The sequence below is a fragment of the Pseudoalteromonas haloplanktis ATCC 14393 genome, assembly GCF_000238355.1.
GTDB lineage: Bacteria > Pseudomonadota > Gammaproteobacteria > Enterobacterales > Alteromonadaceae > Pseudoalteromonas > Pseudoalteromonas haloplanktis.
Map to the genome: position 1 here is coordinate 92,305 of NZ_AHCA01000007.1, position 21,567 is coordinate 113,871.

General features: G+C 42.0%; 24 protein-coding genes. 15 read left to right on the plus strand and 9 right to left on the minus strand.

Annotation, left to right across the window (positions count from 1 at the left end; translation table 11 throughout):
- Positions 1-8 precede the first annotated feature (8 nt).
- The 8 genes from rplB (at position 9) to PHAL_RS0114030 (ending at position 4,082) form a co-directional block, all read left to right on the plus strand.
- A complete protein-coding gene (gene rplB / locus PHAL_RS0113995) occupies positions 9-833 on the plus strand; it encodes a 50S ribosomal protein L2 (protein WP_016709051.1) in 825 nt (274 codons plus the stop codon).
- 15 nt (positions 834-848) lie between these two features.
- On the plus strand, positions 849-1,127 hold the full coding sequence (gene rpsS / locus PHAL_RS0114000) for a 30S ribosomal protein S19 (RefSeq protein WP_010561269.1): 279 nt from the start codon (positions 849-851) through the stop codon (positions 1,125-1,127).
- Positions 1,128-1,141: 14 nt separating this feature from the next.
- Positions 1,142-1,474, plus strand: coding sequence for a 50S ribosomal protein L22 (rplV, locus tag PHAL_RS0114005; RefSeq protein ID WP_004588690.1), 333 nt, complete (start codon positions 1,142-1,144; stop codon positions 1,472-1,474).
- Positions 1,475-1,485: 11 nt separating this feature from the next.
- Entirely contained in the window at positions 1,486-2,187 is a 702-nt protein-coding gene (gene rpsC, locus PHAL_RS0114010) for a 30S ribosomal protein S3 (protein ID WP_008108350.1), read from the plus strand.
- Positions 2,188-2,199: 12 nt separating this feature from the next.
- Entirely contained in the window at positions 2,200-2,613 is a 414-nt protein-coding gene (gene rplP / locus PHAL_RS0114015) for a 50S ribosomal protein L16 (RefSeq protein WP_016709052.1), read from the plus strand.
- Positions 2,613-2,804: a 50S ribosomal protein L29 gene (gene rpmC, locus PHAL_RS0114020; RefSeq protein WP_004588692.1), complete on the plus strand. Its 192-nt coding sequence runs from the start codon at positions 2,613-2,615 to the stop codon at positions 2,802-2,804. The genes rplP and rpmC overlap by 1 nt, the downstream gene beginning before the upstream one ends.
- Complete coding sequence (rpsQ, locus tag PHAL_RS0114025) at positions 2,804-3,061, plus strand: 30S ribosomal protein S17 (RefSeq protein WP_016709053.1); 258 nt, start codon at positions 2,804-2,806, stop codon at positions 3,059-3,061. Before rpmC ends, rpsQ begins: the two co-directional genes overlap by 1 nt.
- Before the next feature lie 250 nt (positions 3,062-3,311).
- Positions 3,312-4,082, plus strand: a complete 771-nt coding sequence (locus PHAL_RS0114030) for a hypothetical protein (protein ID WP_016709054.1) — start codon at positions 3,312-3,314, stop codon at positions 4,080-4,082.
- A gap of 562 nt (positions 4,083-4,644) precedes the next feature.
- Here PHAL_RS0114030 and PHAL_RS0114035 read toward each other — a convergent pair.
- Complete coding sequence (locus PHAL_RS0114035) at positions 4,645-6,273, minus strand: endonuclease (RefSeq protein ID WP_016709055.1); 1,629 nt, start codon at positions 6,271-6,273, stop codon at positions 4,645-4,647.
- 394 nt (positions 6,274-6,667) lie between these two features.
- Between PHAL_RS0114035 and PHAL_RS0114040 the strand changes: the two genes are divergently transcribed.
- The 5 genes from PHAL_RS0114040 (at position 6,668) to PHAL_RS0114060 (ending at position 12,425) form a co-directional block, all read left to right on the plus strand.
- Entirely contained in the window at positions 6,668-8,476 is a 1,809-nt protein-coding gene (locus PHAL_RS0114040) for an assimilatory sulfite reductase (NADPH) flavoprotein subunit (RefSeq protein WP_016709056.1), read from the plus strand.
- 68 nt (positions 8,477-8,544) lie between these two features.
- Positions 8,545-10,242, plus strand: coding sequence for an assimilatory sulfite reductase (NADPH) hemoprotein subunit (cysI, locus tag PHAL_RS0114045; protein WP_016709057.1), 1,698 nt, complete (start codon positions 8,545-8,547; stop codon positions 10,240-10,242).
- Between the two features lie 43 nt (positions 10,243-10,285).
- Positions 10,286-11,026 carry a phosphoadenylyl-sulfate reductase gene (locus PHAL_RS0114050; RefSeq protein WP_016709058.1) on the plus strand — a complete coding sequence of 247 codons (741 nt, stop codon included), beginning with the start codon at positions 10,286-10,288 and terminating at the stop codon, positions 11,024-11,026.
- Between the two features lie 99 nt (positions 11,027-11,125).
- Positions 11,126-11,863, plus strand: a complete 738-nt coding sequence (locus PHAL_RS0114055) for a substrate-binding periplasmic protein (protein WP_016709059.1) — start codon at positions 11,126-11,128, stop codon at positions 11,861-11,863.
- Between the two features lie 34 nt (positions 11,864-11,897).
- Entirely contained in the window at positions 11,898-12,425 is a 528-nt protein-coding gene (locus PHAL_RS0114060; RefSeq protein WP_016709060.1) for a DUF4124 domain-containing protein, read from the plus strand.
- Between the two features lie 28 nt (positions 12,426-12,453).
- Here the strand turns inward: PHAL_RS0114060 and PHAL_RS0114065 are convergent, their stop codons facing one another.
- The 4 genes from PHAL_RS0114065 to PHAL_RS0114080 all read right to left on the minus strand — a co-directional run bounded on the left by PHAL_RS0114065 (position 12,454) and on the right by PHAL_RS0114080 (position 16,680).
- A complete protein-coding gene (locus PHAL_RS0114065) occupies positions 12,454-12,708 on the minus strand; it encodes a hypothetical protein (RefSeq protein WP_016709061.1) in 255 nt (84 codons plus the stop codon).
- Positions 12,709-12,848: 140 nt separating this feature from the next.
- Positions 12,849-15,596 (minus strand): aconitate hydratase AcnA, encoded by a 2,748-nt coding sequence (acnA, locus tag PHAL_RS0114070; protein WP_016709062.1) that lies wholly within the window; start codon positions 15,594-15,596, stop codon positions 12,849-12,851.
- A 196-nt stretch (positions 15,597-15,792) separates the two neighbouring features.
- On the minus strand, positions 15,793-16,221 hold the full coding sequence (locus PHAL_RS0114075) for a hypothetical protein (RefSeq protein ID WP_016709063.1): 429 nt from the start codon (positions 16,219-16,221) through the stop codon (positions 15,793-15,795).
- 75 nt (positions 16,222-16,296) lie between these two features.
- Complete coding sequence (locus PHAL_RS0114080) at positions 16,297-16,680, minus strand: RNA-binding S4 domain-containing protein (RefSeq protein ID WP_016709064.1); 384 nt, start codon at positions 16,678-16,680, stop codon at positions 16,297-16,299.
- Positions 16,681-16,943: 263 nt separating this feature from the next.
- Between PHAL_RS0114080 and PHAL_RS0114085 the strand changes: the two genes are divergently transcribed.
- Together PHAL_RS0114085 and PHAL_RS0114090 are read left to right on the plus strand one after the other, a co-directional pair.
- Entirely contained in the window at positions 16,944-17,231 is a 288-nt protein-coding gene (locus PHAL_RS0114085) for a hypothetical protein (protein WP_016709065.1), read from the plus strand.
- Positions 17,232-17,286: 55 nt separating this feature from the next.
- Complete coding sequence (locus PHAL_RS0114090) at positions 17,287-17,949, plus strand: hypothetical protein (RefSeq protein WP_029216169.1); 663 nt, start codon at positions 17,287-17,289, stop codon at positions 17,947-17,949.
- On the opposite strand, the gene PHAL_RS0114095 is transcribed toward PHAL_RS0114090, so the two are convergent.
- The 4 genes from PHAL_RS0114095 to PHAL_RS0114110 form a co-directional block, all read right to left on the minus strand.
- Positions 17,946-18,404 (minus strand): Crp/Fnr family transcriptional regulator, encoded by a 459-nt coding sequence (locus PHAL_RS0114095; protein ID WP_016709067.1) that lies wholly within the window; start codon positions 18,402-18,404, stop codon positions 17,946-17,948. The two genes, PHAL_RS0114090 and PHAL_RS0114095, sit on opposite strands and share 4 nt — an antisense overlap.
- 23 nt (positions 18,405-18,427) lie before the next feature.
- Positions 18,428-19,813 carry a nitrogen regulation protein NR(I) gene (ntrC, locus tag PHAL_RS0114100; RefSeq protein ID WP_016709068.1) on the minus strand — a complete coding sequence of 462 codons (1,386 nt, stop codon included), beginning with the start codon at positions 19,811-19,813 and terminating at the stop codon, positions 18,428-18,430.
- A gap of 18 nt (positions 19,814-19,831) precedes the next feature.
- Positions 19,832-20,902: a nitrogen regulation protein NR(II) gene (gene glnL / locus PHAL_RS0114105; RefSeq protein WP_016709069.1), complete on the minus strand. Its 1,071-nt coding sequence runs from the start codon at positions 20,900-20,902 to the stop codon at positions 19,832-19,834.
- A 90-nt stretch (positions 20,903-20,992) separates the two neighbouring features.
- Positions 20,993-21,505 carry a DUF4124 domain-containing protein gene (locus tag PHAL_RS0114110; protein WP_029216170.1) on the minus strand — a complete coding sequence of 171 codons (513 nt, stop codon included), beginning with the start codon at positions 21,503-21,505 and terminating at the stop codon, positions 20,993-20,995.
- Positions 21,506-21,567: the final 62 nt, after the last annotated feature.

Sequence of the window (21,567 nt, forward strand, 5' to 3'; positions counted from 1 at the left end):
TTAGAATTATGGCACTTCAAAAGTGTAAACCAACTTCTGCGGGTCGTCGTCACCTAGTTAAAGTGGTTAACCCAGATTTACATAAGGGTAAACCTTACGCTCCACTTTTAGAGAAAAACTCTAAATCAGGTGGTCGTAATAACAATGGTCGTATTACGGTTCGTCATATCGGTGGTGGTCATAAGCAGCATTACCGTGTAATCGATTTTAAACGTACTAAAGATGGCATTCCAGCTGTTGTTGAGCGTTTAGAATATGATCCAAATCGTAGCGCAAACATCGCTCTTGTATTATATGCAGACGGTGAGCGTCGTTACATTATCGCACCAAAAGGCTTAAAAGCTGGCGATGCAATCCAGTCTGGTGTTGATGCACCAATCAAGCCTGGTAATGCATTACCTATGCGTAATATGCCGGTAGGTTCGACTGTTCACAACGTAGAATTAAAACCAGGTAAAGGTGCTCAAATCGCACGTTCTGCTGGTGCATACGTTCAAATCCTTGCACGTGATGGTCAATATGTAACATTACGTCTTCGTTCAGGCGAAGTTCGTAAAGTTGAATCTGATTGTCGTGCTACGCTAGGTGAAGTAGGCAATGCTGAGCATATGCTTCGTTCACTTGGTAAAGCAGGTGCAAACCGCTGGCGTGGTATTCGTCCGACAGTTCGTGGTGTTGCCATGAACCCGGTAGATCACCCACACGGTGGTGGTGAAGGTCGTACATCTGGTGGTCGTCATCCTGTGTCTCCATGGGGTAAACCGACTAAAGGTGCTAAGACGCGTAAGAACAAGCGTACGGATAAATTTATAGTACGTCGTCGTACTAAGTAATATTGAGGAATAGCCATGCCACGCTCTCTCAAGAAGGGTCCTTTTATAGACCTACACTTGCTGAAGAAGGTAGAGAAAGCTTTGGAAAGCGGTGACAAGAAGCCAATTAAAACTTGGAGCCGTCGTTCAATGATCATACCTAACATGATCGGATTGACCATTGCTGTCCATAATGGTCGCCAGCATGTACCAGTTTTCGTTTCTGACGAAATGATCGGTCACAAACTAGGTGAATTTGCACCAACTCGCACTTACCGTGGCCACGCTGCGGATAAGAAAGCGAAGAAACGTTAAGAGGGGAATGATAAATGCAAGCATTAGCTAAACATAAATTCGCCTCTGGTTCGGCGCAAAAAGCACGTCTAGTTGCAGATCAGATCCGCGGGTTACCTGTCGATCGCGCACTAGAAATCCTGGCGTACAGCCCTAAAAAAGCGGCTGTATTAGTTAAGAAAGTACTTGAGTCTGCTATTGCTAACGCAGAGCATAACGAAGGTGCTGACATTGATGAGCTTCGTGTAACTACGATCTTTGTGGACGATGGTCCTACAATGAAACGTATTATGCCACGTGCTAAAGGACGCGCTGACCGCATCCTTAAGCGTACAAGCCACATCACTGTTGTGGTTTCAGATAGCTAGGAGTATAAGTAATGGGACAAAAAGTTCATCCTACTGGTATTCGCCTAGGTATCTCTAAACCTTGGGTTTCTACCTGGTACGCGAATTCAAAAGATTTCTCTGCACAGCTTTTTGGCGATCACAAAGTACGTACATTCCTTACTAAGGAATTAAAAGCGGCTTCTGTGTCTAAAATCGTTATTGAGCGTCCAGCAAAATCAATCCGCGTAACAATCCACACGGCTCGTCCGGGTGTTGTTATCGGTAAAAAAGGCGAAGACGTAGAAAAATTACGTCAAGCGGTAACTAAGATTGCTGGTGTACCTGCTCAGATCAATATTTCTGAAGTACGTAAACCAGAACTTGATGCACAACTAGTAGCAGACGGCATTGCCTCTCAACTAGAGCGTCGTGTTATGTTCCGTCGCGCTATGAAGCGTTCGGTACAAAATGCAATGCGCATCGGTTCTAAAGGGATCAAAGTTGAAGTTAGCGGTCGTCTTGGCGGCGCAGAAATCGCACGTTCAGAATGGTATCGTGAAGGTCGTGTACCTCTACATACTCTTCGTGCTGATATCGACTACGCAACTTCTGAAGCCTTAACCACTTATGGTATCATTGGTGTTAAAGTTTGGATCTTCAAAGGCGAAGTTATTGGTGGTTTACCACTAGTACAAGAGCAAGAGAAGCCAGCTAAACGCGCACCAAAGAAAGCCAAAAAAAGTGCTAAGTAGAGGTAGCGAGTAATGTTACAGCCAAAACGTACAAAATTCCGTAAAATGCACAAAGGCCGCAACCGCGGTTTAGCGCAAAACGGTAACAAAGTAAGCTTCGGTACTTTCGGTTTGAAAGCTACTGGCCGTGGCCGCATGACTGCTCGTCAAATCGAAGCAGCTCGTCGTGCCATGACGCGTCACGTGAAACGTCAAGGTAAAATCTGGATCCGTGTGTTCCCAGACAAGCCAATCACGAACAAACCGCTTGAAGTTCGTATGGGTAAAGGTAAAGGTTCTGTTGAATATTGGGTTGCTGAAATTCAGCCTGGTAAAGTACTTTACGAAATGGAAGGTGTTTCTGAAGAGCTTGCTCGTGAAGCATTCGACCTTGCTGCTCGTAAACTGCCATTCAAAACAACTTTCGTAACTCGGACGGTAATGTGATGAAAGCAAGCGAACTAAAAGACAAAAGCGTAGAAGAGCTTAATGCTGAACTTCTAGGACTTCTTCGTGAGCAGTTTAACCTGCGCATGCAAGCAAGCACTGGTCAGTTAGCTCAAACTCACACGCTAAGAACAGTACGTCGCGATATCGCGCGTGTAAAAACAATTATTAACCAGAAGGCAGGTCAATAATGAGCGATAAAATCCGTACTCTTCAAGGCACTGTAATTAGCGACAAGATGGAAAAATCTTTCACTATCGCTATCGCACGTTACGTGAAGCACCCAATCTATGGGAAATTCATCAAACGTACGACTAAATTACACGTACATGACGAAAATAACACAGCAAAAGCGGGTGACGTAGTTACTATCCGTGAATGCGCACCAATCTCTAAGACTAAGTCTTGGACATTAGTAGACGTTATTTCTAGTCCAAAACAAGCTTAATTTTTAATTAAGTCTGTTTTATAAAAAGCCCCGGCATTAGCTGGGGCTTTTTGTTTTTAGGAGCTGTAAGTTTTAAGCCGTCAGCCGTCAGCCGTCAGCCGTCAGCTGCTCGGAGTGAATTTGAGGGCCGTAGCTTGGGTTGAGTATTGCGAAACCCGAGGAGAAAAGAGCGCCGAGAATTGAAACTCCACTGATTGAACTAAATCTGTATTTAAACACTCATAAAGCAAACTGTTTACAGGGAGTTCACGTGTTTAAAAATAACTATAAGGCATGGGGCATTTCTATTGGCTTACATGTCGTTATTATTTATTTAGTTTCAAGGCAAACGGTAGAGGTTCAACAACCTGAAAAGGTGGAAGTCATGCAAGCCTACGTTATGGTTGATCTTGCAGCAATGCCAGATATTAACAGTAGTACGCAACCAGCCTTTGAAAGTGAGGCAAAGCTTAGTGAGGTCGAGCAATCCACAAAACAACCCACAGAACAACCAGAAGCTAAGCTGACTACACACGACGCTAAGTCGCATGTAGATGAGCCTGCAATTATTAGTAAAACAACCCCCCAGACAAAACCATCAGCAAGCTCTCCGAAGGTTGAGCTCTCAGCAGTTGAAGTTCTGGCAGATAAGCAGAAATTAGGTGGTGATCAGCAAGGCACAGAGCAGCCATTTAAAAAGCTTAATCCATACGCACCGATACCTCTTGTTACAGCGGCAAATGAAGCGCGCAACTCATTTGACTACTCTCAATCAGCAATACCGCAAAGCGCTGATGAAAAACTGCGATTAACAGTACCGAAAGCACACTCAACTAGTTATAAATCAGATGTAGTGTGGCAAAGCACTGATGGCAGTAAACGAATGGAGATGTATCAAGGTATGTGTTATGACATCGATTTCAACGGTGTAATGGGTAAAGCTGGTCTCCCACAAGGTTCGCCAAGGCCATGTAAAGATAACGATGCTATTTTATTCGATAAAATAATGGATAAATGGAACCGCAAAAAACCACTTAAATAGCAGGATCATAATTTACGAAGTTTTTGGCTTGTGGAAAATAGAGGCACATCAGTAGTTAGTTTGTAAATAACTTGACCTTGGTTTTACTCCAACTTTTATGATGTGTTTTTTACTTATTATTTATGATTATGTGCATCATTCAAAACTACTTATTAAGTCTACGCATTAGCGAATATCAGCCATCTATTGCACAGGTGCTGAATATTACAGAATTAGTCTCGCAGTCGATAAAGTCGTGTGATGAATACTTAGAGGCTGCTTTGGTGTATTCGATGCAGCATCCAATGTACTCATTACATAAAAAAGAGTTGAGTTTGCTAGCACAAATATTAATTAGGTTGGGATATAGACTATCAACCCGAACAGCTAACGAATTGCTGATACGCTTTTCCCAACACTCAGTGTTAGTTACTTTCGCAAATGATCAGTTCAGCGCCCAAGCTATCATTAAAAAACACGTAATTTATAATTAAAAGCCTTTGCAAATGCAAAGGCTGATATTTTTCACTGCGCTGACCGCTGACCGCTGACCGCTGACCGCTGACCGCTGACCGCTGACCTTCTACCAGATCATCTCGACGAACTCTGGGTGATCAACAAATGGATTACGATTACCTTGATGCTCATAAGCGGCTTGGTTTCTATCTAGTTCAAGCTGACTGACAGGATCGTCGTTATGCCAATTAACCAACATAGTGACTACCCAATTCTCAAATACTTGGTTACTAGAGCCGTTAAGTACGGCATTACTAGCCGTGGTGTTGTTTTGCCACGCTCCAATGACATTCTCATAGCGGGTTGCCATATAAAAGTAGGCGCGTGCAAAGTCACCTTTAAATTCATCGATTGGCTCAAATACCGTACCTGAGTAATTAATTGAGCTTGCTGCACTGCCCAGTTTACTGCCATTACTTGAGGTGTAGCTGGCGCTGCCTACTTCACCAAACGGATAATTGCTGCGTTTTGAATTGACGTAACCATCGGTGGCAAAAATATGATGTACGTCTGAATTCATAGGCTCATTTGTGCCGCCAAACCAACTTTTCGGGAATGAATGTTCGCGGTTATAACAATCACCTTCGCCTCTGTAGGTACCACATTGATTCGTAACAGCGACGTAGTTATAACTGTCTTGGCCCATTGGATTTTCAGCATAGCGATCGAGAATCGAATTGTCGTTTTCAAAGTATTTATCGCGAGATGCGCTATCGTAAAAACTCCAAATTGCTGAATATCCCTGTGAATTGTGGTCTTTTATAATATTGTATAGCTCTGATTTTAGAGCGTAGCCTGTTAAACCTTGGGTTGTGACATAATAACCACTTGGCTCTGTGGGGGGCGTTTCTGGGTTAGTATCATCGCCCAGTGTGAATGGCGTTGCTTCGCTAGTTTGAAAGCTACTGCCGCTTGCAAGAGGTGTTTGCTCAAATGTGAGCGCGTAACTGCCATTACCAAATGAACAGCAGATACCATCACCATAACTATCAAAAATACTAAAGGTATAATCGCCATCCACTAAACAGGCTTGCTCTGAGTAGCTACTATTGCCACTATAATCGCCACCAGATGCAACGGGTGTACCTTGTGCATTAGTAATTTGCCAACTTGTCTCTTCGCCATAGTTATCTGTAGTGAGCGCTAAACTAACAGTGTTATCAGCACAACTGGTCGGTGTTGGTGTGCTGCCAGCAGAATTTGGCATAAAACTATCTACATAAAGAGTTTCACTGCCATCAAAACCGCTAACATCATAAAAGCGTAGGCCAACGCTAATGGTCGTGTTACTTGATGCTGTGTATGTATAGCTGATCTGTTGCCATTGATTTAAAAGTGCAGGGTTTGAGTAGCCTTGATAGTCGTCAGCAATTAGGCGCGCTTTAACACCTCCTTCAGTGTGGTAAACCCAGCTTGAAAATAGATAGCTTTGGCCTGCCTCAACAGTTATCTGTTGCAGTAAATCCGTATTACTTTGGCTTGCTGTATTCACCTCTACTTTTGCAGCGAGTGAACCGCTGTTGACGATAGAGCTTGACGGCGATAGCGTAATACCAGAATCAATAGTGCTCCAATTGTTAGGGGTATTACCAGACCAGTTTTCAAAGTCGCCATTATCAATGGCGGCTAAGCAAGGTAGTGCTGCTAATAAAACAGCACTGGCGAGTATGCATTTTTTATATGTCCCGTGTGACATAGTGTTTCCTTATTGTTATGGGCGCACAAAATGTGGCCAATTCCACTATACCGTACCCGAGTTTTGTTGCAAAAAAGTTAACTTATTATTTCGTAATCAAGATTGATAATGACTATTTTTGAGAGGTGATTAGGGTGTTGCGTTAGCAGACGGGCACTGTTTCTAGCTTTTAATCTGTTTTTACTGGTTAATTTATAAATTAAGAACTAAATGGAATAACAAAGCAGATTCTATTCTTTTTTTATTGGCGCATACCCCGTTATTCTTCACACTCAGAGAAATCTTTAGGGCCTGAGTTATTTGCCTTAAAGTCGACACAAATTTTAGGCAAAGTGATTGACTGTGAACGGTGATCATTTTGTAGATAACTTTCAGGGTTACGGGGAATTAATTCATGTTGTTAGGTCAACTCAATGCTGCGGCAAGTCCACTATCGCAAGAGCAAGTACAGAAGCTACAAGGTTTAGTTGCTGAGCTCAATCCAATTCAGCAAGCATGGGTAAGTGGCTACCTTGCTGCGAACGCCAATACGGCAGCTTTAGGTGGCGTTGTTGGTGCTGCGCCAAGTGCAGGTGAGGCCGCTGCGTTGACCATCTTATATGGTTCGCAAACGGGCAATGCTAAAGGTGTCGCAACGAAACTTAAAGAGCAAGCAGAATCACGTGGTCTTGCGGTCAAGTTGGTTAGCATGTCTGATTACAAACCTACGGCCCTGAAAAAAGAAAAATTCCTTAGCGTTGTAGTTTCAACTTATGGTGAGGGTGAGCCACCAGAGGATGCAGAAACACTGCATGAGTTTTTAGCAACCAAAAAAGCCCCTAAGCTCGATGGCGTGAAAATTGCGGTAATTGGTTTGGGCGACTCAAGCTATGAGTTTTTCTGCCAAACAGCAAAAGACTTTGAACAACGCTTAAATAAACTGGGTGCAGAGACTATTTATCAGCGCGCTGATTTAGATGTTGATTATGATGATGAAGCGGCAACGTGGATCACGGGTGCCCTTGATGCGTTTGAACCTGATTTAAAAGCACAGCAAGGTGCAACTGCAGGTCAAGTGGTTTCATTTGGTGCACCTGCAACGGCTGCTAGTCAATATACCAAGCAAAACCCATTTGCGGCAGAGCTGAGCCTAGTACAAAAGATCACAGGCCGTGATTCAACAAAAGACGTGCGTCACGTTGAAATTTCACTAGAAGGTTCAGATATTACCTATACGCCGGGTGACTCGCTAGGTGTGTATTTTTTAAATGATGAAGCTTTAGTTGATGAAGTGCTAGAACTTACGCAAATTGATGCGGCAGCTATTGTTAAATTAGGCGAGGAAGAACTTAGCGTTCGTGATGCTTTAATCGAAAAACTTGAGTTAACTCAATCATACCCAGGCTTTGTTGAAAAGTACGCCGTGGCGACGGGTACACCTGAGTTATTAAAGCTGGTTGAAGATAAAGCAGCAATGCGTGAATACATTGAGCCTCGCCAAATCTTCGATGTGATCCGCCAAAACCCAGCCAAGCTTGAAGCGCAAACACTCGTTGATTGTTTACGTAAATTACAAGCGCGTTTGTATTCAATTGCGTCAAGCCAAGCTGAGGTTGAAGACGAAGTTCATTTAACGATTGGCTTGGTTGAGTTTGAAGCTTTTGGTAGTGAACATTTAGGTGGTTGCTCTGGTTATTTAGCACGTCGCGCTGAAGAAGGCTGTAAAGTAAAAGTATTTAGCGAGCATAACGATAACTTCCGTTTACCAGCGAACGATGAAACACCGGTGATCATGGTAGGTCCTGGAACGGGTATTGCGCCGTTCCGCGCATTCTTACAAGAGCGTGATGCCCGTGAAGCATCAGGTAAAAATTGGTTATTCTTTGGTAACCCACATTTTACTCAAGATTTCTTATACCAAGTGGAAATCCAAGGTTACTTAAAATCAGGCCTACTGAGTAAAGTTGATGTGGCATTTAGTCGTGACCAAGCTGAGAAAGTTTATGTTCAAGATAAGCTACGTCAAAACAGTAAAGATGTATTTGCATGGCTAGAAGCGGGCGCGCATTTTTATATTTGTGGTGATGCAAATCGTATGGCGAAAGATGTACATCAAGCTTTGCTTGATATTATCAAAGAAAACAGCGGTAAAAATGATGAAGACGCTGAGCAGTATTTAAAAGATTTACGTAGCGCAAATCGCTATCAGAAAGACGTGTACTAAACGTACACGTTGCTTACTTTATAAAAGCAAAGCTAACAGCCGTCACTGTAACTAATTTAGGATTTACCATGAGCGAACAAGATAAAAACGTAAAGCTTTCTGATAACGAGCGTTTGAAAAGAGAAAGTAACTTTTTACGTGGCACAATTGAGCAAGATTTAAAAGACGAGATCACCGGTGGTTTTACTGCGGATAACTTCCAACTGATCCGTTTCCACGGTATGTATCAACAAGATGACCGTGATATTCGCCCTGAGCGCGCGAAGCAAAAGCTGGAGCCATTACATAATGTAATGCTACGAGCACGTATGCCAGGTGGCATCATCAAGCCAGAGCAATGGCTGGCGATTGATAAATTTGCCGATGAAAAAACCAGCTATGGCAGCATTCGTTTAACCACCCGTCAAACGTTTCAGTTTCATGGGGTATTAAAGCCAAACATTAAAGGCATGCACCAAATGCTAAATAGTGTGGGCATTGATTCTATCGCGACTGCAGGTGATGTTAACCGAAACGTACTGTGTACCACTAACCCTGTGGAATCTGAACTTCATCAAGAAGCCTACGAGTGGGCGGCAAAGATCTCTGAGCATTTATTACCAAAAACTAAAGCATACGCTGAAATTTGGTTAAATGGCGAAAAGGCCGAAACTACTGAAGAGCCTATTTTAGGATCTAACTACTTACCACGTAAGTTTAAAACCACAGTGACCATTCCACCGAATAACGAAGTGGATGTACACGCAAATGATTTAAACTTTGTGGCAATTGCTGACAATGGCAAGCTCGTTGGTTTTAACGTGCTGGTTGGTGGTGGTCTTGCTATGACTCACGGCGATACAGCGACTTATCCTCGTAAAGCAGATGATTTTGGTTTTATACCGCTTGAGCATACGTTAAAAATTGCTGAGCACGTGGTATCTGTACAGCGTGATTGGGGTAACCGCTCAAACCGTAAAAATGCAAAGACTAAGTACACATTAGATCGTGTTGGTGCAGATGTATTTAAAGCAGAAGTAGAAAAACGCGCAGGAGTGACGTTTGCAGACAGTCGTCCGTATGAGTTTACTCATCGAGGTGACCGTATAGGTTGGGTTGAAGGCATTGATGGCAAGCATCATTTAACATTATTTATTCAAAGTGGTCGTATTTTAGATTATCCAGGTAAGCCACTTAAAACAGGTTGTCGTAAAATTGCTGAAGTTCACCAAGGTGATATGCGCATGACGGCAAACCAAAACTTGATCATTGCCGGTGTTCCAGCGGATCAAAAAGCAGTCATTGAAGAAATTGCTCGTAATCATGGCTTGATTGATGATAACGATTCAGAGCAACGTAAAAATTCGATGGCCTGTGTGGCCTTGCCAACTTGTCCATTAGCCATGGCAGAAGCTGAGCGTTATTTACCAAGCTTAATTGAGAAGACAGAAGCTTTACTTGCTAAGCATGGTATTCCTAATGACAGCATAATCATGCGCGTTGTTGGCTGCCCGAATGGTTGTGGTCGTGCAATGTTGGCTGAGGCGGGTTTAGTTGGTAAAGGACCTGGTAAATATAACGTGTATCTAGGGGGCAACCTTGAAGGCACGCGCATTCCTAAGTTGTATTTAGAAAATGTCGGTGAAGATGTGTATTTAGAGGCCTTTGACAAATTAATAGGTCAATGGGCAAGCGAGCGTAATGACGGCGAATGTTTTGGTGACTTTGTGATCCGTAAAGGCATCGTCGCTGAAGTTAAAGTCTCAGTAACCGATTTCCACGCATAATTTAAAACCAGTGCAAAGCACTGGTTAAGGTTTGGAATTTACTATGAGTGAATTTAAAAACATATTACAGCTAGATAAAGAAAGCCAAGCAGCATTGCTTGCTGATGCTAACGGCGTATTGAAAGATATGAGTGCCGAGCAGCGTGTAGCGTGGGCGCTTGAGAATTTGCCTGATACACAGTTTTTATCATCAAGCTTTGGTATTCAAGCAGCGGTGATGTTGCATTTAGTAACCTCGCTAAAACCTGATATTCCTGTGGTACTTACCGATACGGGCTATTTGTTTCCAGAGACTTATCAGTTTATTGAGCAATTAACCGAACGTTTATCACTTAATTTAAAAGTGTATAAATCGCACCTTAGTCCAGCATGGCAAGAAGCTAAGTTTGGTAAATTGTGGGAGCAAGGTGAGGCGGGTATAAAGCAATATAATCAGCTTAATAAAGTTGAGCCTATGACCCGTGCTTTAAAAGAGATTGATGCAGGAACTTGGTTTAGTGGTTTACGCCGCGATCAAGCGTCTACGCGTGCTGACAAACAAATTGTTGAGATCAGCCGTGGTACAGTTAAAGTTTATCCAATTATTGAATGGACTAATCGTGATGTATATCAATATTTAACTAAGCATGATTTACCGTATCATCCGCTTTGGGAGCAAGGCTATGTGTCTATGGGTGATGTTCATACCACGCGTAAATTAGAGCCGGGCATGACCGAAGAAGAAACCCGCTTTTTTGGCTTAAACCGCGAGTGTGGCTTGCATATTGATGGTGATGGCATTTAGCCTCAAGCACAGCTCTATAACGATTATCGAAACGCAGCCTAGCTGCGTTTTCTATTTTTGACTACAATTAATCATTATAAATTCATGCTCACGTATTTTATGAAACCGTTTTGTGCAATTTTCTTTTGGCTTTTTTCTAGCAGCCTTTTTGCCGATAGCCTTCGCATTGCGTTACCCGATGAAGATTATCCCCCTTATCATTTTGTGGATGCGCAACATAAAGGTATTTTAAATGACGTCATTACATTATTTTCGACAACAACGGGCACTCAGATTGACTATACCTTCGTACCTGAAATGCGATCAGCAAAAATGGTGCAACGAGGTGAGGTTGATGCTCGGATGGAATCTGAAGTGTGGCTGTCTAGTCATGAGCCATATTATTGGAGTCAAGAAATTGTGCGAATCGAAGATGTAATGGTTGTTGCACAAGGTGCTAAACTTATCGATCTTCAGCAACTGGATAACCTAAAAAGTGGTGTTTTACTTGGCCGTTTTGGTTATGTTTATCCAACATTTGAGTTGTTAGTAAAGAATAAAGTATTACATCGTGAAAACTATTATTCAGATCTAGCTATGTTGCAAAGTTTGTATAGAGATACACATGCTGGTAGGCGTTTTGCTGTGATGTCGAGATCACAAATCGATTGGTATGTACGCCAGTATCCAGAATTATCTGCTTTGGTTGTCAGTAATGAAAACGTAGGTAAGGCGCCACTACAACTACAGTTTTCTTATAATTCTCGGGGTAAGAAATACGCAAAAGAATTTAATGATTTTTTACAGAGGTTGAAAGATAGTGGCGAGCTAGCTAGAATCATAGCTCGCTATCAATGATAGTGATGGAGATTTTTAACTCAAAGGATTGAAAATGAAGTACTTTTCGTATTTAGTAATTATGATATTGCTAATTAGTGTTGCAGCATTATTTTATTTACAACGCCCTGATGGTCAACCATGGTTAACGAGTGATGAAATAACTCGTCAATCTCGTGAGATAAAAGAGCAAGTCGTTGGATTATCTACTGACACGTTTGCTCACGCTGTTAAGACCGTCAGTGATACCAGCAAAAAAGTCGCCGCGTCAATCACTTCGAATAGTTCATCTGAGGCTATTGTCATTTATAAATGGCAAGATAAACAAGGACAGTGGCATTATTCAGATAACCCTAACCCTGATGGCAACAGCCAGCAAATGTTACTCGACCCGAGCGATATTACGGTTGTTGCAGCCGAAGATACCGCGATTCTCAAAGGTAGTGCTAAAGCAGCACCTGATATGCCGCTTACGCCAAGTGGGGTATATGACCCTTTAGTGATAAAAAAGCTATTTGAAGATGCAGAGCAGGCAAAGAGTGCGTTAGAGCAGCGCACAAAGGCGTTGGAAGCGGCTCAGTAATAAACCTTTTTACAGCTTTATGAGCGTTTTATTGTGTATGCTGATCGTGTTCGGCTTCCATTTTCATCAGCACAATCGTGAGATAAATTTTAGTCGGTAATGAACATAAAATTCCAACAGCAATAAAAACTGCACCGATCATAATGCTATGGATACTATTTTGTTGAGCAAAAATATCTGAAACTAGCAAATAATGCCCTGTTAAAATCAGTGTAATGCCGAGAGCTATAAAAATTTTTAAAACTCTTATGATTTTTTGCTCTGTCATACTTTGCTCAGTCATAGAATGCACCTATTAGTGGTTAAGCTGAACTGAAGTTAATTAACAACATTAAGTATAGGTAATAAGTGGCGGGGTAGAATTGTTTTACATCAAAAAAAAGAGGGCTAAGCAAATTAAATCTGCAAAGCCCTAACTCGTTATTAGTTACTGAGCATATTACGCAAGACGTATTGTAAAATGCCGCCGTGCTTGTAGTAATCCCACTCTTTAGGGGTATCGATTCGAACATCGGCGCTAAAGCTAACTTGTTTACCTTCGCTGTTGGTAGCAATCACGCTCACTTCTGCGGTTTTGTCATACAAGCCATCAATGTCAAATTGCTCTTGACCAGTCAAACCAAGGGATTCATGACTTTCACCATCTTTAAATTGTAGCGGTAATACACCCATACCAATTAGATTAGAGCGGTGAATGCGTTCATAGCTTTGTGCGATGACAGCTTTAACACCAAGTAATAGCGAGCCTTTTGCTGCCCAGTCGCGAGAAGAGCCAGTACCATATTCAGCACCTGCAAGTATAACTAATGGCGTGCCTTGTTGTTGATAAGCCATCGCCGCATCATAAATACTAGCAAGTTCATCCTCAGGTTGTGTGCGAGTTACACCACCTTCAGTGCCAGGGGCTAATAAGTTTTTCAATCTTACGTTAGCGAATGTACCGCGCATCATGACTTCGTGATTACCACGACGTGAACCGTAAGAGTTGAATTGTGCCTTCTCGACACCATGTTCTTGCAAGTAGAGACCGGCGGGGGCATCAGCTTTTATAGCTCCTGCTGGGGAGATATGGTCAGTAGTAACAGAGTCGCCAAGTTTTGCTAAACAGCGTGCGCCGTTAATTGCGGGGATCCCAGGTGGCTCTACTGTCATACCATCAAAAAAGGGCGCTTTTTTGATATAAGTGGAAGCGTCATTCCAATCATACAGTTTGCCATCGGGAATTTTAATTTGTTGCCAGCGATCATCACCCTTGTAGACATTACCATAACTTGAAGCAAACATTTCTTTAGTGACGGTTTTTTTCACTAGTTCATTTACTTCACTTACTGTAGGCCAGATGTTTTTTAGGTAAATATCGTTGCCGTTAGCATCTTGCGCCAATGGCTCGTTATACACATCTATATCAGTGCGTCCAGCAATTGCGTACGCAACAACCAATGGCGGTGAGGCTAAAAAGTTCATTTTTACATCTTGGTGAATACGTCCTTCAAAATTACGGTTACCTGATAAGATAGAACTGACTACCAGTTTATGCTTTTGGATCGCATCAGATATTTCATCCGCAAGTGGGCCTGAGTTACCGATACAGGTTGTGCAACCATAACCTACCAAGTTAAAGCCAAGAGCATCTAAATCATCCATTAGGCCTGCTCTTTCTAAGTAGTCAGTGACCACTTGTGAGCCTGGCGCCAGTGATGTTTTTACCCAAGGTTTTACACTAATTCCTAACTGACGCGCTTTTTGCGCTACTAAACCTGCGGCTAAAACCACGCTAGGGTTGGAGGTGTTAGTACAGCTAGTAATAGCTGCAATCACACACGCGCCATCTTTAAGCTCAAATTCTTGGTCTTTAAAATTAACCTTTGCAGCGCCCATAAATTGCGCTTCGTTGACTGGTTCGTCTGGGTTCGTGGCAGGACCTTCGCTTTCAATGCGTGCTTGTTGTTCGTCACTGTTATCACGTTTAGCTAAGCGCTCATCTTGAAAGGTTTTTAAATGCTTGGTAATGATGTTGCCAGCTTGATCTAATGCAATTCTGTCTTGTGGGCGTTTTGGCCCCGCTAGGCTTGGCACCACATCGCTGAGGTTTAACTCAAGTTTATCGGTGTAATTAGCCTCATCACCATCGTTACGCCATAGCCCTTGATGTTTGGCGTAGTCTTCAATCAGTTTTAGCTGCTCTTCATCACGATTAGTTAAGCGCAGGTAACTAATGGTTTCATCATCGATAGGGAAAATACCACAGGTTGCACCATATTCGGGGGCCATGTTTGCTATGGTTGCCCGATCGGCTAATGGTAGATCAGCAAGGCCATCACCATAAAATTCAACAAACTTACCCACTACACCATGTTTGCGCAGTATCTCTGTTACTGTAAGTACTAAATCGGTCGCAGTAGTGCCTTCAGCTAAACGGCCACTGAGCTTCATACCCACAACCTGTGGGATCAGTAAGCTAATAGGCTGACCCAGCATTGCAGCTTCGGCTTCAATGCCACCGACACCCCAACCAAGTACGCCCAGGCCATTGATCATAGTAGTATGAGAGTCAGTACCGACCAATGTATCTGGGTAAGCAAATTTTTGGCCGTTGCGCTCTTCATTAAATACTACGCGGGCTAAATACTCTAAGTTAACTTGGTGAACAATACCGGTAGCGGGGGGGACTACTTTTAAATTATCAAAAGCGGTTTGACCCCAACGTAAAAACTCGTAGCGTTCTTTATTGCGCTCATATTCTAACTTAGCATTTAAATCAAACGAGCCATCATTACCATAGCCATCTACTTGAACAGAATGGTCAATGACTAGCTCAGCAGGCGAGAGTGGATTTATTTTTGCGGGATCGCCACCGAGTTTTTCCATAGCGTCGCGCATTGCGGCTAAATCAACGATTGCGGGTACACCTGTAAAGTCTTGCATAACTACACGCGCTGGCGTAAATGCTACTTCGGCGGTAGGTTTGGCTTGCGGATCCCACTCTAATAATGCATCGATATCTTGTGCTTTAATATTAACGCCATCTTCATTGCGCAATAGGTTTTCAAGTAGAATTTTCAACGAGAACGGCAATCGTTTGGCTTTATCGCCTAACCCTTGTAGTGAATGAATATGAAACTGCTCGCCATTAATTGTGAGCTGTTTTTGGGTATCAAAACTATTATTCATTATGTGCCCCTTTACTAAATTAAAATGAGTGGAAAAACCTCTAATGTTTATAGGTTTGCAAACTGCATACCAAGGTCGAATATTTAAAAGTGATGTGCTTTTTTTATACAGTTATTGTAGTAGAGATGCGATTTAAAGGTAAAAAATCAAGGGGAAGTTTTTATTGGGCCAAAACTAATATTGGCCCAAGTATGAATTAATTTAACCAGTGTTGCAGCTTGCCTCGATGGCTAAGGTGCAATAATAAAATCGCGATGATTATCACCAGCAGTGGCATAAAGACAGCACTTGCACCGAGTAGTTCGATACTGTTAATAATGATGAAATTATAAAATTGTTGGATCAAAATTGCGATTAAAGACAGCGTAAAACAGGTTCGTGCAACGGCTTTTTTAAGTAACAAAAAAATACAGCCTAATGTGCCACCAAAAACGGCTACAGCAAATGCCAAAGTTGCCCACAGAGGGGTATTTGAATAGGCAGCTTGTTGATCTGCAGGAAGTTTACTAATCATCTCAGGGGTCATAAGCAGCTGCATAATAAACGCAATCACCCCAAGTAAATTCCAAACTAATGCGGCCCAAGCAACGCTTTTAAGCCAGCTAGGAGCTGTTGAAGTCGTCATAAATATTTTCTAATTGTTATTGTTCAGAAAGTAATTAAAGACGACCTTAATACGTTTTACAAGTTAGGTTGGTGATTAACCAAATGAAATCGGACGACGGCCCGTTTTTTCATCTACTTTCGGCTTTTTAGTTCGTTTACGTTTGTTTTTAGGTGCCGCTGGTGTTTCTTGCACAGGGCTTTTTGCACTTTCAGATTGAGTATTTTCCACAGGGCGCTGTGCCGGTGTTGCATCTTCACTTAGCGTTAATTGAAATAACTCACCATCAAATTCAAGCACATCACCACTGTATAATTTTTTCCGTTTGATTGTACAAATTTCATGGTTAACACCCACATAACCTTCAGTGATGAGGTTTTTTGCTTGGCCGCCACCTTCAACTAAATCAAGAACTTTTAAAAGTTTACATAACTCAATCGGTTCTTCTTCTAATTCAATTTCAATGTATTCGTCGTTCATGTTTGATCTCATTAAGGTAGGGCATAGCCTGTAGTATAAAGGCTTAGCGCGAATTTTGCATCAAGCACTATAAAGTCTACTAGGGATTAAATAAATTTAATCAGGCACATTTTTGTATTTCTCGCTGCCTTTAAAAAAACTGCAGTAATTGCAGTGTAAGCTGCCCCCGTGAAATCTGGCTTGTTATTTGCCATAAGTGATGAAAATCAATAACCGCTAGATACAGTAACTTAAGTGCTAAGGCACTGACAATGGAGTAGAAGATGGGCGTAAGATTAGCAATGAGAAAAGAGTTAATGGGTTTGAATAACTCAGATATGTTAACTGCTGATGATGTCAGAGCGCACCTAACCGAACAGGTAAAACAACAGCCACATAATACGCAAAAAGGCTTTTCGGTAATTTCAAAGTTTAATGATAACCACAGCCAGTTGCTCAGTGGCGATAGCAACCGAGAGCGTTTACTGGAATTTCAACGTCATCGTTTATTTAAAGATGTGCTTTACACCAGGAAAAGCGTTGATGCTTGGCTAAATAGCCAAATAAATTAAGTTGCTATAATAGGGCACCTCTAATAGACTACACTTGTAATCATTTGGAGGTGCTATGCGAAATGGAATTTTAATTTGCATGTTGTTATTACTAACTGCGTGCCAGCAACCAACAGTATATGTATATACACAAGCGTTAACAGACATACAAACACAACAGCTAACAATACGCTTGCAGCAACAATCATTACCGTATCAGTTTATTCAATTACCAATCCCCAAAGAGTTTGCCGCTGCGACTCTATTAACTTCTGAAGATAAGCTACTTACAGCCGAAACCGAGCAGCTTGCTGGTATTATGCAAGCAATGGGTTATCAGCCGCAGATAAACTATGTATCGGCGGCTAATCATCATTATAGCGATGGCAATATTGGCTTTTACTTGCGCGGTGAGCATATTGAGCCGAGCTTTAGTATGCCCAAGTTAATGCGCACAACCAACTGCTCAGAAGACAGATATAACAACTTACGGGTTACATTTAATGAAAACGTGGTTGCGTTTACATTACTTAATGGTGCGCGTGCCCACTTAGAGTGGCAGTTTTATGAAAATTATTTGGTCATCAATTATAGAGATATTTCGCAGTCCTACACGCATTCAACTCCTTTGGTTGCAACACCATTTGGTGAAAAACCCTCAGATACATATCGTTATACTGCGCATGTTGAGAGCCCACAATGGTTAAACTGCTCGCTGCAAGTTGTGTATATGGATTAGCCGCGTGATTCGAGGTAGTGATTAAGTTTGGCTATACGCTCGCTCATACCTTCGATAATACGGTCTTTAATCTTTTCGCGGATCACATTGGGTAAACGGGTGAGTGATTCTGGGGTAATAGCTAATACGATGGTGTCGCTTTTAGCTCGAGCGCTGGTGCTACGCTCACGGTTGTTAATAAATGCACCTTCACCAATAAACTCACCAGGCTCAATAGTACCGAGATCAACTAGGTGACTGTGTTTGAAAACCGTAATAGCGCCACTTAAAATGATATAAAGGTGCTTATCATTATCAAATTGTTTGAATAAAAAACGATCTTTATTAATTAAATATAAATGGCTGAATGACTCAAGTAAAACTTGCCGCTCATTGAGGGTAAATTCTTTAAAAAAATTCAGCCGATTAATAATTTCCATCTGTTTTATCAGTGGAATATGTTCGATTAACTTCATTAAGAGCCAATAGTAAGATCTAATTAGTTAATATTGCGCTCTTTTAATTTACGAGTCAATGTATTGCGTCCCCAACCAATTTTAACGGCGGCTTCTTGTTTGTGACCAGCACAGTTAGCCAACGCCGTTTTTATTAAGCGAGTTTCTAGCTGCGCTTGAATATTTGGCCAAATATTTTCTTTACCTTGCTTTAGCTCCTGATTAAGCCACTGCTGGAATGAATCAAGCCAGTCACCTTCTTGTTGAGCTTCATCAATCTCTAAAATCTCAGGGGGTAAGTCTTGTTCACTGATCAGTTCACCTGGGGCCATGACAGTAAGCCAGCGGCAGGTGTTTTCGAGTTGACGAACATTACCTGGCCAGTTAAATAGGCGTAGTAAATCCGTGGCTTTAGAGCTGAGTACTTTACTTTCAACTTGTAAATCTTTTGCGCTTTTATGCAAAAAGTGTTGTGCTAACCGTTCAATATCTTCGGTGCGCTCACGCAGAGCAGGCAAACGTAGCCTTACCACGTTTAAGCGGTGGAATAAGTCGTCCCTAAATTTCCCTTGTTTGACCAAGTCTTCTAAATTTTGGTGGGTTGCAGCAATGATCCGCACATCGACCTTAATACTTTGATGACCACCAACACGGTAAAACTCGCCATCTGCCAATACGCGTAATAGCCGGGTTTGTACATCAAGCGGCATATCACCAATTTCATCTAAAAATAATGTACCGCCATTAGCTTGTTCAAAACGGCCTTTACGTACACTATCAGCGCCAGTAAAGGCGCCTTTTTCATGGCCGAACAATTCTGACTCAACTAACTCTTTAGGGATAGCTGCCATATTGAGGGCAATAAACTGGTTGTCTTTACGAGGGCTGTGATTGTGCAAGGCACTGGCTACCAATTCTTTACCGGTACCAGATTCACCATTGATCAACACACTCATGCTCGACGCTGAGAGTTTACCAATGGCACGAAACACTTCTTGCATGGCGGGTGCTTCACCAATGATATGAGCACTTTTTGGCGGTGCTTGTTTACGCTTGGTTTTTTTCGTTGAATTAGCACGACACGCACTCTCAACTAAAGACACCGCTTCATTTAAATCAAACGGTTTGGCGAGGTACTCAAATGCACCTTTTTGAAAGGCGTTAACTGCAGAGTCTAAATCAGAATGCGCAGTCATAATGATCACGGGAAGCCCTGGGTTTTGCTCCGCAATTAGTTCTAGTAGAGCCATCCCATCCATACCTGGCATTCTAACATCTGATACCAGCACGGTGGGCTGACTAAACTTTAATGCACTGAGCACATCTTGGGCATTAGCAAAACTTTCAACATTGAAACCTGCGCGTGCAAGTGCTTTTTCAAGCACAAAGCGAATCGATGCATCATCATCAACAAGCCAAACTGTTTTCATGCGAACTCCAAAAACCGATTAATCCACAAAAGGCAGATATATATTAAATTCTGTATGACCCGGCCAACTATCGCATTCGATATGGCCATTATGTTGATCGATCAAGGTTTGTGCAATCGAAAGGCCAAGTCCTGAACCACCTTCTTTATTAGTGATCATTGGGTAAAACAAGGTCTCTTTGATGCTAGGATCGATACCGGGTCCGTCATCTGATATTTGGATCAGCAAAGCTTTTTTAGGGGCTTTACCCGGGCGACGTTGTTGATGATTTATTCGCGTTTTAATTTTTATCACGCCACCACCAATTAACGCTTGTTGTGCATTACGAACAATATTAAGTACCACTTGCTGAATTTTACCTTGGTCAATAAATACATCTGGAATACTTGGATCATAATCTTTCTCCAAACTAATATTGGCGCAATTATCTAAAGTACTTAACTTAATTACAGACTCTAAGGTTTGATGAATATTACCGTATGATTTTTGTGGTAATTGATTCGGTCCTAACAATCTGTCAACCAGCTCCCTTAAGCGGTCGGCTTGCTCAATGATCAGTTCTGCACATTCATCCCGTTCATGCTGATCAACCTCATACTGCAATAATTGCGCCGCTCCGCGAATTCCGCCTAAAGGATTTTTAATTTCATGGGCAAGTCCCCTTATTAAGTTACGGGCCGCTTGATATTGATGCATTTGATTTGAAGCTTGGTCGTGACGAATTTCGTCGTCAGTTTGGCGGCATTCAAATAGGATGTAATACTCGTCTTGTAGTTTAACTCGGCGCGAACTGATCGCTAACTTAGCATGGCGAGAATCGATGAACACCACGTCAGCTCTATGCTGGTGGCAATCTACACCATCCATTAAAGAGTATTGCGCAATGCGTTTTAAGTCAATCGAATGGTAGTTAAACAGACTATCGAAGGGTTGGTTTAGAATACGTTTAGAGCCTAATCCTAAGAGCTCACTGGCACTATTATTAGCATAAATAAGCGTGAATTTTTGGTCCAGTAAGATCACTGCAGTTGAGAGATTTTGCCAAATGCTGGTGAGTAATTCAGGGTTAAAACTTTTATTATTGGGCATGGTTGCACCACTTTAGTGCGTTGATGATAGTTAGCAGCTTAGCACATAATTATTAAGCAAATTATTGTCTTTGTAATAAAGCTGAGTTATTTACAAAGATGAAGCTCTATGCATATAAAATGTACTTATGGGGCTAACAGAAACTACCGAGCCTTGCGGATCAAATAGCTTTACTTGTAAGGTGTGTTCGCCGCGATTTACATCGCGAAGGGCAAAAGTACTGGTATTACTGGGTTCCGCAAATACTGCGCCATCAACGAGTAGCTGAATTTTAAAACCATTTTCAAAGCGCGGTGTGATCCGGCTCGTTACATACACGGAACCGCTATTCTCACGCACAGTGTCTTGGTCAGCAGGTGAAGAAATCGCTACTTTATAGCTCTTTGCAGCAACAGGTTGTTGCTCATCTAAGATACTCGTATCAATGGTTGGCATAGATAAAGTTTGGCTGGTGAGCTTTACCTCAGTCGCACCGACTTTAGGTGTATCAGAAAATACTAAAACGCCATTCTTGTCTTTCCAAGAATAAATTTTCTTATCACCACAGTAACTATAAAAGCTGGTTAAAATCAGCATTACTAGTAATAAAAGCGTTGTTTTCACTCTGTCACCTTGCATTTTTTGCACTAATAAAACTCTAGTAGAAAATGAGGACATTTGCCATA

Coding starts and splice junctions, on each gene's coding strand:
- PHAL_RS0114090 (WP_029216169.1), top strand. CDS start 17,287: ATGCGAAATGGAATTTTAATTTGCATGTTGTTATTACTAACTGCGTGC.
- PHAL_RS0114065 (WP_016709061.1), bottom strand. CDS start 12,708: ATGACTGAGCAAAGTATGACAGAGCAAAAAATCATAAGAGTTTTAAAA.
- PHAL_RS0114035 (WP_016709055.1), bottom strand. CDS start 6,273: ATGTCACACGGGACATATAAAAAATGCATACTCGCCAGTGCTGTTTTA.
- PHAL_RS0114055 (WP_016709059.1), top strand. CDS start 11,126: ATGAAACCGTTTTGTGCAATTTTCTTTTGGCTTTTTTCTAGCAGCCTT.
- rpsS (WP_010561269.1), top strand. CDS start 849: ATGCCACGCTCTCTCAAGAAGGGTCCTTTTATAGACCTACACTTGCTG.
- rpsC (WP_008108350.1), top strand. CDS start 1,486: ATGGGACAAAAAGTTCATCCTACTGGTATTCGCCTAGGTATCTCTAAA.
- PHAL_RS0114080 (WP_016709064.1), bottom strand. CDS start 16,680: ATGAACGACGAATACATTGAAATTGAATTAGAAGAAGAACCGATTGAG.
- PHAL_RS0114095 (WP_016709067.1), bottom strand. CDS start 18,404: ATGAAGTTAATCGAACATATTCCACTGATAAAACAGATGGAAATTATT.
- acnA (WP_016709062.1), bottom strand. CDS start 15,596: ATGAATAATAGTTTTGATACCCAAAAACAGCTCACAATTAATGGCGAG.
- rplV (WP_004588690.1), top strand. CDS start 1,142: ATGCAAGCATTAGCTAAACATAAATTCGCCTCTGGTTCGGCGCAAAAA.
- PHAL_RS0114050 (WP_016709058.1), top strand. CDS start 10,286: ATGAGTGAATTTAAAAACATATTACAGCTAGATAAAGAAAGCCAAGCA.
- PHAL_RS0114040 (WP_016709056.1), top strand. CDS start 6,668: ATGTTGTTAGGTCAACTCAATGCTGCGGCAAGTCCACTATCGCAAGAG.
- cysI (WP_016709057.1), top strand. CDS start 8,545: ATGAGCGAACAAGATAAAAACGTAAAGCTTTCTGATAACGAGCGTTTG.
- rpsQ (WP_016709053.1), top strand. CDS start 2,804: ATGAGCGATAAAATCCGTACTCTTCAAGGCACTGTAATTAGCGACAAG.
- glnL (WP_016709069.1), bottom strand. CDS start 20,902: ATGCCCAATAATAAAAGTTTTAACCCTGAATTACTCACCAGCATTTGG.
- ntrC (WP_016709068.1), bottom strand. CDS start 19,813: ATGAAAACAGTTTGGCTTGTTGATGATGATGCATCGATTCGCTTTGTG.
- PHAL_RS0114075 (WP_016709063.1), bottom strand. CDS start 16,221: ATGACGACTTCAACAGCTCCTAGCTGGCTTAAAAGCGTTGCTTGGGCC.
- rplP (WP_016709052.1), top strand. CDS start 2,200: ATGTTACAGCCAAAACGTACAAAATTCCGTAAAATGCACAAAGGCCGC.
- PHAL_RS0114060 (WP_016709060.1), top strand. CDS start 11,898: ATGAAGTACTTTTCGTATTTAGTAATTATGATATTGCTAATTAGTGTT.
- rpmC (WP_004588692.1), top strand. CDS start 2,613: ATGAAAGCAAGCGAACTAAAAGACAAAAGCGTAGAAGAGCTTAATGCT.
- PHAL_RS0114085 (WP_016709065.1), top strand. CDS start 16,944: ATGGGCGTAAGATTAGCAATGAGAAAAGAGTTAATGGGTTTGAATAAC.
- rplB (WP_016709051.1), top strand. CDS start 9: ATGGCACTTCAAAAGTGTAAACCAACTTCTGCGGGTCGTCGTCACCTA.